The following is a 15,919-nucleotide window of genomic DNA, read 5'->3' as shown; positions in this document are numbered from 1 at the left end:
ACGTCTGCGGGCATGCGGCGTGCCACGGTGTCACCCTTTACCGAGCCCATGTTTCACCGCCGTTTTCCCAGGTCGTGGCATGTTTCAGCCCTGTTGCGCGTCGTGCGCGAGGAGCGCGATGTGCACCGAGGCGGCCTGTTCGAAGTCGTCGAGGTCCACCCCGAGACGGCCCTGTATGGCCTCCAGACGGCGGTACAGGGCGGGCCGGGAGACGTGGTGGAGCTGGGCGGTGCGGGACTTGTTGCGGCCGGTGGCGAGATAGGTGCGCAGCACGGACAGCAGGTCGTCGTCGGCCGAGCACAGCAGCCCGTCCAGCTCCCGTTCCGCGAACGACTGCACATGCGGATCGTCCCGCAGCAGCCGGATCAGGCCCCGCAGATGTACGTCCCTGAGGCGTACGACGGCCGGGAGGTCGAGGGCGGCCGAGGAGTCGGCGACGGCGTCGGCGACGTGCTGGGCCTCGCGCAGTCCGGCGGGCACGTCGTCCCAGGCGGTGCGCGGGTCGGCGGCGGCCACCACGGCCTTCGTCGACCCCGATTCCGTACGCAGCCTTGCCGCGAAGTGCGTGGTGAGCGCCTCGGCGTCCTGGTCGCGGGCGAGGCTGAGCAGGACCGCGGTGGCGGCGTCGGCCAGCTCGGCGACGAGACCGGGCAGCCCCAACATCCTTAGTACCCGGTCGAGTTGGGCCGGTTCGCCGTCCCGCACGACCAGCGGTACGAAGGTGCGCCGGTTGACCGGGAGTCCTGCGGCACGCGCGCGCGGCAGCAGCTGCCTCGCCGGTACGACTCCGCTGACCAGGTCGGTGAGCAGGCTCTGCGCGGACTGCTCCTCCCAGGTGTGGGCCGAGTTGCCGCCGAGCATGCGGTGCAGGACGAGGGACTCGGCGGCCCGGTCGGCGAGCAGGCGTCCGGTGGCGGTGTCGCCCCGGTAGCCGCACAGCATGATCTGGCCCCAGCGTTCGCCGCGCCCGCCGAGTTCGGCACGGATCCAGCCGTCGCCCTCGCTGCCACCGGCCTGGCGGGCGATGCGCTCCCAGTCGCGCAGCACGTCGTCCACCGCCGGCCGCTCCCCCGCGGTGGCGAGGACGCGGTGGGCGAGGTTGGTGACGACGACCGGGCAGGCGCTGTGCTGGGCGATCTCGTCGAGGAGCCGTTGCAGGGGGGCGCCCGCGGTGATGAGCCCGGTGAGCGCCGTGCGGACGGACTCCGAAAGGCTCACGGCGGCGAACTTCCGCCGGACCAGCCGGGCCTGCACCTCCTCCGTCAGCTCCGCGAACGGGAAGGGGCGGTGCAGGACGACCATCGGCAGCCCGCACCGCTCGGCGGCCCGGCGCATCACGTCCGGCGGGGAGGGGAACGCACGCCCGAGGCCGAGCACGACGGCCGCGGCCTCCGCGCGGTGCAGGGACCGGATGTACTCGGCCTGCTTCTCCTCGTCGCCGGCGAGCAGCACTCCGGTGGTGAGCACCATCTCGCCGCCGCTGAGCATGACGCCCACATCGGGCGCCTCGGCGACATGCACCCAGCGCACGGGCCGGTCGAGCTGGGCCGCGCCGGCCACCACCTCGGGCTCCCCTGCGAGGACCCGTTCCAGGGTCAGCACCTGGCGCACCGACAGGGCGGGTTCGGGGGTCCCGAAGGTGGTCATGACGGTCTTCCCTTGCTCAGTCCACTACTGCGTGAGGCTCCTCAGAGCGCGTTCGAGGATCGCGGCGCCCTCCTCGGCCTCCGCGACCGTCAGGGACAGGGGCGGGGCGATGCGCAGGGCGCTGGTGTTGTGGCCGCCGCCCTTGCCGATGAGCAGCCCGTCCGCGCGGGTCGCTTCGAGGACGGCGGAGGCGGCGTCCGGGTCGGCCTCGTCGGTGCCCGGCTTCACCAGCTCGACGCCGAGCATCAGGCCGCGGCCGCGTACCTCCCGTACGTGCGGGACCTGGGCGGCGACGGCCCGCAGCCGCTCGATGAGCAGCCCGCCGACGCGCCGGGCGTTGCCCTGGAGGTCGTGTTCCAGCAGGTAGCTGAGGTTGGCGAGGCCCGCGGCCATGGTGATCTGGGTGCCGCCGAACGTGGAGATGCTGTTGGCGTCCAGGCAGTTCATGATCTCGGCGCGGGCGACGACACCACCGATGGAGCTGCCGTTGCCGATGCCCTTGGCGAAGGTGAGGATGTCCGGCGGGCCGCTCTGGCCGTGTGCCTGCCAGCCCCAGAAGTTGTCGCCGGTGCGGCCCCAGCCGGTCTGCACCTCGTCGGCGATCCACAGGATGCCGCGCTCGGCGAGGACCTCACGGAAGGCCGCGTAGAGGCCGTCCGGCCCGGAGGTGAAGCCGCCGACGCCCTGGATGGGCTCGGCGATCAGCGCGGCGGGCGGGCGGGTGTGGCCGAGCAGGTCCTTGAGGTCGTCGACGCAGGCCGCGATGAAGTCGTCGTCGCTGAGGGAGGCGTACGGGCCGCGGGTGCGGACGCCGCCGTGGACATACAGGGTCTGCAGCGGTGACAGCGAGGTCGGGGACCAGCCGCGGTTGCCGGTGATGCCGACCGCGCTGAAGGAGCGGCCGTGGTAGCTGTTGCGCATCGCCAGGATCGTGTTGCTGCGCCGGTAGGTGGTGGCGAGCAGCAGGGCGGTGTCGTTGGCCTCGGTGCCGGAGGTCGTGAAGAAGACACGGGCGTCCGGGATACCGCTCAACTGGGCGATGCGCTCGGCGAGTTCGACCATCGGGCGGTTGAGGTAGAGCGTGGACGAGTGGAGGATCCGCCCGGCCTGCTCGCTGACCGCCTTCGTGACCTCGGGCAGCGCGTGCGCGGTCATCGTGGTGAGGATGCCGCCGAAGAAGTCGAGGTACTTGTTGCCGTCGGAGTCCCAGACGTGCCGGCCCTCGCCGTGCGTGATCTCCAGCGGGTCCTCGTAGTAGAGGGCGAGCCAGTCGGGCAGGACCGACTTGTGGCGGGCGTAGAGGTCGGTCACGGCTGCACCAGTCCTTCGTAGGCGTCGGGTCGTCGGTCACGGTAGAACGCCCATTGCTGCCGCACTTCCTCGATCAGGTCGAAGTCGAGGTCGCGGACGAGCAGTTCCTCGGTCTTGTCGCTCGCGGTGTCGCCGACGAACTGGCCGCGCGGGTCGACGAAGTACGAGGTCCCGTAGAAGTCGTTGTCGCCGTACTCCTCGACGCCGACCCGGTTGATCGCGGCGACGAAGTACTCGTTGGCGACGGCCGCGGCGGGCTGCTCCAGCCGCCAGAGATAGGACGAGAGACCGCGGTGGGTGGCGGAGGGGTTGTAGACCAACTGGGCGCCGTTGAGGCCGAGTTGGCGCCAGCCCTCCGGGAAGTGGCGGTCGTAGCAGATGTAGACGCCCACCTTGCCGACGGCGGTGTCGAAGACCGGCCACCCCACGTTGCCGGGCTTGAAGTAGTACTTCTCCCAGAAGCCCTTGACCTGCGGGATGTGGTGCTTGCGGTACTTGCCGAGGAAGGTGCCGTCGGCGTCGATCACGGCGGCGGTGTTGTAGTAGAAGCCGGACTGCTCGACCTCGAAGACCGGCACGACGATCACCATGCCCGTTTCCCGGGCGAGGTCCTGCATACGACTGACGGTCGGCCCCTCGGGCACCGGCTCGGCCCAGCGGTAGTGCTCGGGTTCCTGGACCTGGCAGAAGTAGGGAGCGTTGAAGACCTCCTGGAACCCGATGATCTTCGCACCCTGTCGGGCCGCCTCGCGGGCGTGCTCCTCGTGTTTCGCCACCATGGACTCGGTGTCGCCGGTCCAGGTGGCCTGGACCAGAGCGGCACGAACGACGTTGGCCATGAGCTGCTCCTTCGGCGGGTCGTCAGAGCCTCTACGCCCGTAGAACAGGCCGTAGAGGGATGAACGTAAGCCTCCGGGAGAGCCTTGCCAAGACCATCGCCGTTAACCCGCGGAGTCGATCACGTTTCGCACTCCGGTGGAGGAGCGGAGGGGCCGGTGGGACGGTTGGTCGGGGTGTGTCAGGCGGTGAAGCCGGCGACCCGGAGGGCGTGCACCAGATCCCAGTGTCGCTCTTCGGAGACGCCCTGCGCGGCCTCCAGCAGGAGCGGTACGAGGGTCCCCGGGTCGGGCTCGGCGCTGCGGGCCGCCTCCTCGGGGGTGCGGACGCGGACGTATGCGCCGAGCAGCGCGCGCACCTCGCGCTCGCGCCCCTCGCCGGACAGTGCCAGTACGGCCTGTCCGATCTCGGTGGCGGGCCGGGCGACGCCCTGCCGCAGGATCTGCTCGCCGTCGTCGCCGCGCCCGGCCGCGACCAGGGCGTCCGCGGCGGCCACGAGCCGGTCGGCGGGCAGCGAGGCGGCCTCCCACAGCAGCGTCGCCCAGTCGGCGCCGAGCCCGGCGCGCTGCAGTTCCGCGGCGAGCAGCGGGAAACGGGCGGCGGGCCAGTGGGCGGCGTCGACGAGCAGGGCGTGCGCCTCGCCGCTGCGCTCCTCCTGACGCAACCGCACCAGCCGCTCGACGGCCCCGGCGATCTCCCGCGGCCCCGCCGTGTCCAGGGGCTCGGCCGCCGGCTGCTGCTGCTGCGGCCGCTCCGCCACCTCGGCGGCCCCGGCGAACCGTGCTCCCCGCAGGGTACGGCCGGTGGCCTTCGGAGCGGGCAGGACGGGCGCGGCGGTCGTCGGTACGTCGAGGGGGGCGGCCTCCCCCTCGACCATCCCGGCGAACCTGGCACCGCCTCGACGGCGCTTGCGTTGTTTGGGGGCGGGCGGTTCAGGGGCGGGCTGCGGCGCGCCGGAGGGGGTGGCGTTCGGCTGGGGCGTGCTCGGCAAGCCGCCGTCGTACGCGACCGGACGCGCCGCCTCGAACGGGCCACGGGGCCGTGCCGCCTCGCGGGCACCGGACTCTTGGTCCACGGCGCCTGCGCGCACCCCTGCGGGGCCGAACGAGTCGTACGACCGTGCCGCATCGGAGGCAGCGGCCTCGTAGGGGCCGCCCTGCTGCCCCTGGGCGACTCCGCGGTCGTACGAGCCGCTGCGGGCCCACGCAGGGCCAGCGGAGTGCGCGTCCGTCGACTGTGTGCCGCCCGGGGCGCCCGCCTCGAACCGCTCCCGTGGCCCGTCTGCGGGGCCGGCGTCGTACGCGCCTCGCTGGTGCGGGAAGGCCTGGCTGTGGGCCCCGTCGCCGTCCGTGGGTGGCGGCTCGTCCGGGGGGAACTCCCTGTCGATGCGGTAGACCGTGCCTTCCGCGATGCGGGCGCGGCGGATCGCCGCCGCCCGGCCTTCTGCCGTGCGGCTGTCCAAGTCGGCCATCCGGGCGCGGAGTTCGGCGCAGCGGGCGGTGGCCCGTTCGTGGTCGTCGCGGGCCCAGGCCAGGTCGAGGCGGAGCGCGTCGGCCTCCTGCCGGGTGGCGGCGGAGGCGAGCCGGCGGCCCAGTTCAGCCTGGCGTTCGGCGGCGTAGCGCTGCTCGCGGAGCATGACGTCGAGCCGGTCACCGAGCGCGTCGCGGCCGCCGGGCCGGGCGTCGTGCGCCGCGAGCGCGGCGGTGTGCAGCCCGCGGGCCCGCTCCTTCTCCTGGGCGGCAGCGGCCGGACCGTACCCCGCGGCGAGGTCCTGCAGAAGCGCTTCCACCACGTCCCAGGGCGGCACTTCACGCCCCTCGAGACAGGCCCGCATCCCGTCGGGGTCGCGCTGCCAGAAGACGGCGCACCAGCCGCCGCCCTGGTCCAGGCGCGCCAGCAGGCCGTTCAGGTAGTTCACGAACTCCCGTACCCGGCCCGGGAGTTGATCCACAGCCATCGCCCAACTCCTGCCAGACCGGAGCACTCCGGTCCGTTAGACAACACGAGCCGTGTTACAGGAGCGCTACGAGAAGTTTTCCGACGGGACGCAGAGTACGCCCCGCCTGCCGGAACGTGACGTGCGCGAGGGCATCTCTTGTCGGACTCACACCGCGAGCGGTGCACAGGCCCCGGCGAGTTCGTCCATCGAGAGGCCGAGCGCACGGGCCAGCGCGGCGACCGTGAAGAAGGCCGGCGTCGGGGCCCGGCCCGTCTCGATCTTCCGCAGGGTCTCCGCGGAGATCCCGGCGTCCGCCGCGACGTCGGTCATGCTCCGCCCGCCGCGGGCCTCGCGGAGCAGCCTTCCGAGCCGCTCGCCGCGTTCGCGTTCTTCGGGGGTGAGAGGGGTGCGCACCATGCCGTCATTCTAATACCGGTATAGTAATTGGCATGGTGGAGCTGAAGACAGACACATCGATCGACGCCATGTACGAGGCGGGGCAGGTGGTCGGGCGCGCCCTGACGGCCGTACGAAACGCCGCCGACGTGGGTGTTTCCCTGCTGGAGCTGGACGAGGTGGCCCGCGGGGTGCTGCGCGAGGCAGGGGCGTCCTCGCCCTTCCTCGGGTACCGCCCCTCCTTCGCCCCCGTCCCCTTCCCGGCCGTCATCTGCGCCTCGGTGAACGACGCGATCGTGCACGGCATCCCGACCGGCTACCGGCTGCGCGACGGCGATCTGGTCTCCATCGACTGCGGCGCCGAACTGGGCGGCTGGGTCGGCGACTCGGCGACCAGTTTCGTGGTCGGCGAGCCGCGCCCGGCGGACGTGAGGCTGATCGAGACGGCGGAGCGGGCCCTGGCGGCGGCCATCGAGGCGGCGGTGGCCGGCAACCGCATCGGCGACATCGCGCACGCGATCGGCTCGGTGTGCCGCGCGGCGGGCTACGGCATCCCGGACGGCTTCGGGGGACACGGCATCGGGCGCCGTATGCACGAGGACCCCGGGGTCCCGAACGAAGGCCGCCCGAGGCGTGGCCTGCCCCTGCGCCACGGCATGGCCCTCGCCATCGAGCCGATGCTCATCGCGGGCGGCCGGGACGACTACCACGCGGCGGCGGACGGCTGGACCCTGCGCACGAACGACGGCTCACGCGCGGCCCACGTGGAGCACACGGTGGCGATCACGGACTCCGGACCGCGGATCCTCACCGCGCGGGAAGCTCTTTGAGGGCCGGCGTGTCGACCAGGCTCTGCACCTCCCCACCGAGCGCATGGACCCACTGGTCGCGGAGGGCCGCCCCCGCCCCCGGCCCGTCGCAGCCGCGGCACCCGGCTCCCCCGCGCTCGCGCTGGACGACGTCCGGTTCGGCTATGCTCCGGGCCGCCCGGTGCTGTCCGGGGTGACCTTCACCGTGCCCCACCACCGGCAGGTGGCCCTCGTGGGTCCCTCGGGCGCCGGCAAGAGCACCGTCTTCGCCCTCGTCGCGCGGTTCTACGAACCCCAATCGGGGACCGTGCTGTTCGACGGGCGGCCCGCCACCGAGCTCGGCCGCGACGCCTGCCGACGGCGCATCGCCGTGGTGGACCAGAACACCCATGTCGTCCACGGCACCCTCCGGGAGAACATCACCTACGCCGTCCCCGACGCCCCGGCGGCCGAGGTGCGGCGGGTCCTCGCGCTGGCCCGGCTGGAGGAACTCGTCGACCGGCTGCCCGGTGGCCTGGACGCCGTCATCGGTGAACGCGGCAGCACCCTCTCGGGCGGCGAACGCCAACGCGTCGCCCTGGCCCGCGCCCTGCTCGCCCGCCCCGCGCTGCTCCTGCTGGACGAGCCCACCTCGCATCTCGACGCGATCAACGAAGCCGCGCTGACCAGCGTGATGAAGGAGATCGCCCAGGAATGCGCCCTGTTGGTCATCGCCCACCGCCTCTCCACCGTGCAGCACGCCGACCGCATCGTGGTGCTCCATGAGGGCCGCAGCGCCGCCGCCGGCGACCACGAGGAACTGCTCGCCCACAACCCCCTCTACCGCGACCTGGCCACCAGCCAGATGCTGCGCCCCGGCGCACCGTCCACCGACCGTGGTAGTGGTCGTCGGACGAACGGCTGAGGAAGACGTGCCGGTCGGGCGCTGGAGGTGCCCGTGGCCGCCCTTCGTGCGAAGGTGTTCTACGGGCGTGCGCCAGGGTGTAACCGGCTCTCACCCGGGTTACCCGACTGCGGCACGTCGATCAGCGAGGGCGTCCCGGGCCCCGCAGGGACGCCGGATGGGAAGGCCATGACCAGCGGCTTCAGCAGCCCCGAGGGCTACGACCCCTTCGGAGAGTTCCTCGCCCGCTTCTTCGGGGGCCCGCGCCCGGGCCCCCGGCAGATCGACATAGGGAGGCTGCTCAGTCAGCCCGCCCGGGAACTGGTCCGCGGGGCCGCCCAGTACGCGGCCGAGCACGGCAGCCGGGACCTGGACACCCAGCATCTGCTGCGGGCCGCCCTGGCCAGCGAGCCGACCCGGAGTCTGCTCAGCCGGGCCGGCGCGGATCCCGACTCGCTGGCGTCGGAGATCGACGAGCGCTCCGGCCCGGTCCAGCACACGGCGGAGGAAGCGCCGCCGCCCACCTCGCTCTCCCTCACCCCCGCCGTCAAGCGGGCCCTGCTCGACGCCCACGACCTGGCACGGGCCAGCGGCGCCGGTTACATCGGCCCCGAGCACGTGCTCAGCGCCCTGGCCGCGAACCCCGACTCGGCGGCCGGGCACATCCTCAACTCGGCCCGTTTCGCGCCCCCCGGGTTGCCGCCCGAGGCGCCGGACACCACACAGACCCGTACCGAGCACCAGCGCGCCACCGGCACGCCCACCCTGGACAAGTACGGCCGCGACCTCACCGAGCTGGCCCGCGAGGGCCGTATCGACCCGGTGATCGGCCGCGAGGACGAGATCGAGCAGACCATCGAAGTGCTGTCGCGGCGCGGCAAGAACAACCCGGTGCTGATCGGTGACGCGGGTGTCGGCAAGACCGCCATCGTGGAGGGTCTCGCGCAGCGCATCGCCGACGGGGACGTGCCCGACGTGCTGATCGGGCGGCGGGTGGTCGCCCTGGACCTCACCGGTGTGGTCGCGGGCACCCGCTACCGCGGTGACTTCGAGGAACGCCTCAACAACATCGTCGGTGAAATCCGCACGCATTCCGACCAGTTGATCGTCTTCATCGACGAGCTGCACACGGTCGTCGGTGCCGGCTCGGGCGGCGAGGGCGGCGCGATGGACGCCGGCAACATCCTCAAGCCTGCGCTCGCCCGCGGCGAACTCCACATCGTCGGCGCCACCACCCTGGAGGAGTTCCGCCGGATCGAGAAGGACGCGGCACTCGCCCGCCGCTTCCAGCCGATCCTGGTGCCCGAACCCTCCGTACCGGACACGATCGAGATCCTGCGCGGTCTGCGCGACCGCTACGAGGCCCACCACCAGGTCCGCTACACCGACGAGGCCCTGGTGGCCGCCGTCGAGCTGTCCGACCGCTACCTCACCGACCGCCGGCTGCCCGACAAGGCCATCGACCTCATCGACCAGGCCGGCGCGCGGGTACGGCTGCGGGCGCGCACGAAGGGCACGGACGTACGGGCCCTGGAGCGCGAGGTCGAGCAGCTGAACTGCGACAAGGACCAGGCGGTCGCCGACGAGCAGTACGAGCGGGCGACCCAGCTGCGCGACCGCATCGTCGAGTTGAAGAAGCGCATCGCGGACACCACCGGCGGCGACGAGGCCGACGAGGGGCAGCTGGAGGTGACCGCCGAGGCGATCGCCGAGGTGGTGTCCCGGCAGACGGGCATCCCGGTCGCCAGCCTCACCCAGGAGGAGAAGGAGAAGCTGCTCGGCCTGGAGGAGCACCTCCACGAGCGGGTCGTCGGGCAGGAGGAGGCCGTCGCCGTGGTCGCCGAGGCCGTCATGCGCTCCCGCGCCGGACTCGCCAGCCCCGACCGGCCGATCGGCAGCTTCCTCTTCCTCGGACCGACCGGCGTCGGCAAGACGGAACTGGCGCGCGCCCTCGCGGAGGCCCTCTTCGGCAGCGAGGAGCGCATGGTCCGCCTGGACATGAGCGAGTACCAGGAACGCCACACCGTCAGCCGCCTGGTGGGTGCCCCGCCCGGCTACGTGGGCCACGAGGAGGCGGGGCAGCTCACCGAGGTCGTGCGCCGCCACCCGTACTCGCTCCTGCTCCTCGACGAGGTGGAGAAGGCGCACCCGGACGTCTTCAACATCCTGCTCCAGGTCCTCGACGACGGCCGTCTCACCGACTCCCAGGGCCGCACCGTCGACTTCACCAACACGGTCATCGTGATGACCAGCAACCTGGGCTCCGAGGCGATCACCCGGCGCGGCGCCGGGATCGGCTTCGGGCCGGGCGGCGCCGACGCCGACGAGGAGGCCCGCCGGGAACAGATCCTGCGCCCGCTGCGCGAGCACTTCCGCCCCGAGTTCCTCAACCGCGTCGACGAGATCGTCGTCTTCCGCCAGCTCACCGGCGACCAACTGCGGCAGATCACCGGCCTGTTGCTGGAGAGGACCCGCCGCCTGCTGCAGGCGCAGGGCGTCACGGTCGAGTTCACCGCCCCGGCCGTCGACTGGCTCGCCGAACACGGCTACCAGCCCGAATACGGCGCCCGCCCCCTGCGCCGCACCATCCAGCGCGAGGTCGACAACCAGCTGTCGCGACTGCTGCTGGACGGCCGGGTGGCAGAGGGCGGCCGCGTGACGGTCGATGTCGAGGACGGCCGGCTGGCCTTCCAGACGGAAGACCTGCCCATCGCCCCCGAGTTGTGACGGGGCCAAGCTGCAGCGCCCCGTCAGGGGCGCGGGGCTGTGTCGATTTGCGGCTCCGCCGCGTGGGCGCGACCAGCCCCCACACACCTGCAGACGACTACGGCGCCGGGTCAACCACCTGCGCCGACCCACCGCCCCGGCGAATCGTCTCAGCCGCCGCCAACCACTTCCCACCAGGCAACCGCTGCACACCGGTGGCCGCACCGATCTCCGGGTTCAACTTGAACGAGTGCCCGATGGCCTCCAACTGCGCCCGCAGACTCCCGGCACTGGTGTCGTTGTAGAGCGCAGGCTCCAGCTCCGTCTGCGCAGCATTGCGCTGACTGGCCCGCGGCGCAGCGATCGCATCGACCAGCGGCAGATGACGGTCCAGGAACTCGGTCAACACCTGCAGCACGGTGGTGATGATCGTCGCCCCACCGGGCGAACCGAGCGCCACCACCGGCTTGTTGTGCTTGTCGAGCACGATCGTCGGCGAGATCGACGACCGCGGCCGCTTGCCCGGCCCCGGCAGGTTCGGGTCGTGCACGGCCGGGTTCGCCGGAGTGAAGGAGAAGTCCGTCAGCTCGTTGTTGAGGAGGAACCCACGCCCGGGCACGGTGATCGCGCTGCCGCCGGTCTGTTCGATGGTCAGCGTGTAGGAGACGACGTTGCCCCACTTGTCGGCCACGGTCAGGTGCGTGGTGTTCTCACCTTCGTACGTCGTCGGGGCCGCCGTACCGCCGGAGGCGCACGCGGCCGGGTGGCGAGGATCCCCGGGCGCCACCGGGCTGGTCAGCACCGCATTGTCCTTGATCAGGCAGGCCCGCGAGTCGGCGTACTTCTGCGAGAGCAGTTCCTTCGTCGGTACGTCCTCGAAGGCGGGGTCACCGACCCAGCGCCCGCGGTCCGCGAACGCGATCCGGCTGGCCTCGATGTAGTGGTGCAGGTACTGAACCTCACTCGCCTTCGAGAGGTCCGTGTTCTCCAGGATGTTGAGGGCTTCGCCGACCGTCGTGCCGCCGGAGGAGGAGGGCGCGATGGAGTAGACGCCGAGTCCGCGGTACGAGGTCCTGGTGGGCGCCTGGAGCTTGGCGCGGTAGGCCGCGAGATCCTTGTCGGACAGCTTGCCGGGGCGGGCGTTCCAGCCCGAACCCGGGTCCACGGGAGGGTGGTTCACGGTGCGGACGATGTCGTCGCCGAGGTCGCCGTCGTAGACCGCGCCGATGCCCTTCCTGCCGAGCTCCTCGTAGGTACGGGCGAGGTCGGGGTTCTTGAAGGTGGAGCCGACCACCGGGAGCTGCCCGCCCGGCAGGAACAGCTTGGCCGTGTCAGGGAAGTAGCGGAACCGGGTCTCGTTCGAGGCGGTCTGGGAGCGGAAGGTGTCGTCGACGGTGAAGCCGTCGCGGGCGATCCGCTCGGCGGGCTTCAGCACCGTGCCGAGTCTTCTGCTGCCCCAGTTGTCGAGCGCGGTCTGCCAGGTGGCGGGCGTGCCCGGGGTGCCGACGCTCAGCCCGCTGCTGACGGCGTCGGCGAAGGCGAGGGGTTTGCCGTTCTCCACGAAGAGGTCGGAGTCGGCGGTCAGCGGCGCGGTCTCGCGGCCGTCGATGGTGTGCACCGTACGGGACTTGGCGTCGTAGTAGACGAAGTAGCCGCCTCCGCCGACCCCGGAGGAGTAGGGCTCGGTGACGCCGAGCGCGGCGGCGGTGGCGACGGCCGCGTCGACCGCGTTGCCGCCCTTCTTCAGGACCTCGATACCGGCGGCGGAGGCGTCCGCGTCGACGCTTGCCACGGCACCGCCGTAGCCGACGGCGACGGGCACCTTCTGCGGTGTCGTCGCGGTGGTCGGCGGTGCTGCCGCCCCGACCGACACCACGGCGGCCGTGACCGCCAGGACCGACAGTTTCCGCGCGACAGGACGACGCATCCGTACCTCCAGTCAGGGGCGTCCGCGCAGCGTAACCGCATTGTCCGGGGCCCCAACACCCCCACTCCGGCAGCTGTCATACGAATGCCATGGATCGAACACCGGTACGTACCAGCCATGTCGGCCCGCTAGCATGCGCGCCCATGAATGACGACGTGCGCAACATCGTCCTGGGCGTGGTCGCGGCCGGCATCAGTGCCGCGCTCGGCTGGCTGGCCCGTACCTATCTGTGGAAGCGGAGACTCCGCCGCAAGCAGGCCTTCTTCGGGCTGCCCGACCACTCCGAGTCGCTGCTCGTCGTCAACCGCGACGCCGGCAGTCCCGACCTCGCGGTGCACCGCTACGACGTGTTCGCGCTCCTGGAACTCGCCGCCCTCATCAAGGACTGCGGCGCACACGCGGAGGTGATCACCCAGGACGCGGCCCGGCAGGGCTTCGGCGAGCGGACCGAGTTCTGCGTCGGAGGGCCTGGCTCGAACCGGCGCATGGCGGCCCACCTGCACGCCATGCTGCCCGGAGTGCGGGTGAACACGGACCCGGAGCCGGGCCCGGACCGGCTGGCGTTCCAGATCGGCAGCGAGCGCTACCGCATGGAGAAGGGCCTGTCCGAGTACGTGCTGCTGGCGCGGCTGACGGCCGGTCAGCCCGGTCTGACCCGCCCCGTCTTCCTGTTCAGCGGCCAGACCGCGATCACCAACCAGGCCGCGACCCGCTACCTCGCCCGCAACCACGAGCGGCTGGCCCGCAAATACGGCAACAACACGTTCGTCCTGCTGCTGAAGGTCGTCAACTCACAGGCGTACGGCCCGGACGTCGCCGAGCTCGTCGCGGACGTGACCCGCGCGGCACAGGAACCCCTGCCGGCGCCCACCGCTCCCCGCAACTCCCACCGCGCCTCCTGAATTCATTCACATGCCAACAATCGTTACTGCCACGTAACTTACCGACGGGTTACCTCCGGTAAAGGGGCGAGGTTACCGTCTGGTCACTTTGCACTGACACGAGTGAGGAGTGACCCGTGGGAACCCATCGCAAGGCCCTGCGTACGACCGCCGTGGGCGCCGTCTCCGCGACTCTGATCGCCGGTAGCGCCCTCGGGCTCGCCCCCGCCGCACAGGCGACGGACGCCGTCCGCTTCGTCGACATCACCGGCGACGGCGGCACCGTCCTCAAGGCGAACGTCCTCATGCCCGCGGGCGCCGACGGCACGCACCGCTACCCGCTGCTCGTACTCCCCACGAGCTGGGGCCTGCCCCAGGTCGAGTACCTCGCCCAGGCCCAGAAGCTCGCCGACTCCGGCTACATCGTGGTCAGTTACAACGTGCGGGGCTTCTGGCAGTCCGGCGGAGAGATAGAAGTGGCCGGACCACCGGACATAGCCGACGCCTCCAAGGTCATCGACTGGGCGCTCGCCAACACCCCGGCGGACTCCGCCCACATCGGCATGGCGGGGGTCTCGTACGGCGCCGGCATCAGCCTGATCGCCGCCGCTCACGACAAGCGGATCAAGGCGGTCGCCGCCCTCAGCGGCTGGGCCGACCTGATCGACTCGATCTACTCGGGCCGCACCCAGCACGTCCAGGCCGCTGCCCTGCTGGACGGCGCGAGCCTGGTCACCGGCCGGCAGAGCCCCGAAGTCCGGCAGATCTTCGACAACTTCTACGCCTCCAACCTGTCCAAGGAACAGGAAATGATCAATTGGGGGAAGAAACGTTCGGCCGCAACATATGTGGATCAGCTGAACAAGAACGGCGCGGCGGTCATGATGGCCAACGCATGGGGCGACACGGTCTTCGCGCCCAACCAGTACGCGGACTTCTACGAGAAGCTGACCGGCCCGAAGAGACTGGAGTTCCGCCCCGGCGACCACGCCACCGCCGAGCTGACCGGCCTGTTCGGACTGCCCAACGACGTGTGGACCGACACCGAGCGCTGGTTCGACCACTACCTCAAGGGCGAGGACAACGGCATCAACCGCGAGGACCCGGTCCAGCTCAAGTCCCGTACCGCGGGCGGCTACGAGGGCTACCCGGACTGGAAGTCGATCGCCGCGACCGACCGGAAGATCGCGCTCGCCGGCACGACCACGATCCACACGAACGTCGACTCCGGGGCCGACGGCGGGATCGTCTTCCTGTCGAGCATCCTCGACCAGATCGCCCAGCTGCCCCCGATGGCCTCGATCCCGCTGCTCCCCCGCCGCTGGGCCGCCGTCTGGCAGTCGGAGAAGTACGCCGTCGCCCAGCAGATCCGCGGTACGGCCCAGTTGCACACCACCCTCACCCCGACCAAGGAGAGCGGCACCCTCGTCGCCTACCTCTACGACGTGGGGCCGCTCGGCCTCGGCAAGCTGGTCAGCAACGCGCCGTACACCTTCCACGGGCGCACGCCCGGAAAGCCGTTCGGTCTGGACCTGGACCTGTTCTCCACGGCCTACGACGTCCCGGCAGGGCACCGACTGGCCCTGGTCGTCGACACGGTCGACCCGCTCTACATCGAGCACAACCCGTCCGGCGCTCAGCTGACCTTCTCCTCGCCGGCGAACGACCCGTCGTACGTGTCGATTCCGCTGCGCAAGCAGTGATCTCCGGCTGCCGCCGGCCGGGCATGGCTCTGTCGCTCAGTGCTTGAGGATCTTGGACGGGAAGTCTTTGGCGCGCTCGCCGTGCGGGTCGGTGAAGAACTCCTCCGGGGCACGGTCCTCGATGACGCGGCCGTCGGACATGAAGACGACACGGTTGGCGGCAGAGCGGGCGAAGCCCATCTCGTGAGTGACGACCACCATCGTCATACCGTCGCGGGCCAGCTGCCGCATGACCTCGAGGACCTCGTTGATCATCTCGGGGTCGAGGGCGGAGGTGGGCTCGTCGAACAGGAGCGCCTTGGGCTCCATGGCGAGGGCGCGGGCGATGGCCACCCTCCCCCAGTGCCTGAAGGGCCTGGGAGGTACCCCCAGCTGCTGGCCGCCGGAGAGCTGCGCGGGGAACTTGGGCGCCTGGTCGGCGAGTCCGACGCGGTCGAGGAGCCGGCGGGAGCGGTCGTCGGCTTCTTCCTTCTTGCGTCCGCGAACCTTGATCTGCCCCAGCGAGACGTTCTGCAGGACGGTCTTGTGCGCGAACAGGTTGAACGACTGGAAGACCATGCCGACGTTTGCGCGCAGCCGTGCGAGGGCCTTGCCCTCCTCGGGCAGCGGCTGCCCGTCGAGCAGGATGGTGCCGGACCGGACGGCCCCCAGCCGGTTGATCGTCCTGCACAGAGTCGACTTTCCCGACCCGAACGGGCCGATGGCCACGACCACCTCCCCCTTGCCGACCGTGAGGTCGATGTCCTGCAGGACATGCAACTCCCGTAGTACTTGTTGACGTCATGCAGCTCGATCAGCGGATCGACGGCCATTCGCAGCCCTACTCACTCTCAGCTGTGTCGTGGTTGCCGCAAACTATCCGGACGCGGGTTGGCTTACG

General features: G+C 71.2%; 11 protein-coding genes and 1 pseudogene. 5 read left to right on the top strand and 7 right to left on the bottom strand.

Annotated elements, in window-relative coordinates:
* Positions 1-84: 84 nt before the first annotated feature.
* From ACWCRD_RS01820 to ACWCRD_RS01800, 5 genes are all read right to left on the bottom strand, one after another.
* Entirely contained in the window at positions 85-1,647 is a 1,563-nt protein-coding gene (locus ACWCRD_RS01820) for a PucR family transcriptional regulator (protein ID WP_450963982.1), read from the bottom strand.
* 24 nt (positions 1,648-1,671) lie between these two features.
* Positions 1,672-2,958 carry an aspartate aminotransferase family protein gene (locus ACWCRD_RS01815; RefSeq protein ID WP_450963981.1) on the bottom strand — a complete coding sequence of 429 codons (1,287 nt, stop codon included), beginning with the start codon at positions 2,956-2,958 and terminating at the stop codon, positions 1,672-1,674.
* Entirely contained in the window at positions 2,955-3,797 is an 843-nt protein-coding gene (locus ACWCRD_RS01810; RefSeq protein WP_389077532.1) for a nitrilase-related carbon-nitrogen hydrolase, read from the bottom strand. Before ACWCRD_RS01810 ends, ACWCRD_RS01815 begins: the two co-directional genes overlap by 4 nt.
* Before the next feature lie 179 nt (positions 3,798-3,976).
* Positions 3,977-5,752, bottom strand: a complete 1,776-nt coding sequence (locus ACWCRD_RS01805) for a hypothetical protein (protein ID WP_450963980.1) — start codon at positions 5,750-5,752, stop codon at positions 3,977-3,979.
* Positions 5,753-5,899: 147 nt separating this feature from the next.
* The gene (locus tag ACWCRD_RS01800) at positions 5,900-6,151 is read right to left on the bottom strand and encodes a helix-turn-helix domain-containing protein (protein ID WP_344397973.1); all 252 of its coding nucleotides are present in this window, start codon (positions 6,149-6,151) and stop codon (positions 5,900-5,902) included.
* Positions 6,152-6,183: 32 nt separating this feature from the next.
* On the opposite strand from ACWCRD_RS01800, the gene map reads away from it, so the two are divergent.
* The 3 genes from map (at position 6,184) to ACWCRD_RS01785 (ending at position 10,549) form a co-directional block, all read left to right on the top strand.
* Complete coding sequence (gene map, locus ACWCRD_RS01795; protein ID WP_450963979.1) at positions 6,184-6,960, top strand: type I methionyl aminopeptidase; 777 nt, start codon at positions 6,184-6,186, stop codon at positions 6,958-6,960.
* A 43-nt stretch (positions 6,961-7,003) separates the two neighbouring features.
* Positions 7,004-7,843, top strand: a complete 840-nt coding sequence (locus ACWCRD_RS01790) for an ABC transporter ATP-binding protein (RefSeq protein ID WP_450963978.1) — start codon at positions 7,004-7,006, stop codon at positions 7,841-7,843.
* A 168-nt stretch (positions 7,844-8,011) separates the two neighbouring features.
* Positions 8,012-10,549: an ATP-dependent Clp protease ATP-binding subunit gene (locus ACWCRD_RS01785; RefSeq protein WP_450963977.1), complete on the top strand. Its 2,538-nt coding sequence runs from the start codon at positions 8,012-8,014 to the stop codon at positions 10,547-10,549.
* Between the two features lie 97 nt (positions 10,550-10,646).
* Here ACWCRD_RS01785 and ggt read toward each other — a convergent pair whose 3' ends face one another.
* The gene (gene ggt, locus ACWCRD_RS01780; RefSeq protein WP_450963976.1) at positions 10,647-12,455 is read right to left on the bottom strand and encodes a gamma-glutamyltransferase; all 1,809 of its coding nucleotides are present in this window, start codon (positions 12,453-12,455) and stop codon (positions 10,647-10,649) included.
* Positions 12,456-12,598: 143 nt separating this feature from the next.
* Between ggt and ACWCRD_RS01775 the strand changes: the two genes are divergently transcribed.
* Together ACWCRD_RS01775 and ACWCRD_RS01770 are read left to right on the top strand one after the other, a co-directional pair.
* Positions 12,599-13,357, top strand: coding sequence for a hypothetical protein (locus ACWCRD_RS01775; RefSeq protein ID WP_450963975.1), 759 nt, complete (start codon positions 12,599-12,601; stop codon positions 13,355-13,357).
* 116 nt (positions 13,358-13,473) lie between these two features.
* Positions 13,474-15,039: a CocE/NonD family hydrolase gene (locus ACWCRD_RS01770; protein WP_450963974.1), complete on the top strand. Its 1,566-nt coding sequence runs from the start codon at positions 13,474-13,476 to the stop codon at positions 15,037-15,039.
* 36 nt (positions 15,040-15,075) lie between these two features.
* Here ACWCRD_RS01770 and ACWCRD_RS01765 read toward each other — a convergent pair.
* Positions 15,076-15,851, bottom strand: a pseudogene (locus tag ACWCRD_RS01765) (amino acid ABC transporter ATP-binding protein).
* Between the last annotated feature and the right edge of the window lie 68 nt (positions 15,852-15,919).

This window comes from Streptomyces sp. NPDC002092, assembly GCF_053593775.1.
Note: the sequence above shows the minus strand (reverse complement) of the source record. Positions and strands in the feature narration are given on the sequence as shown.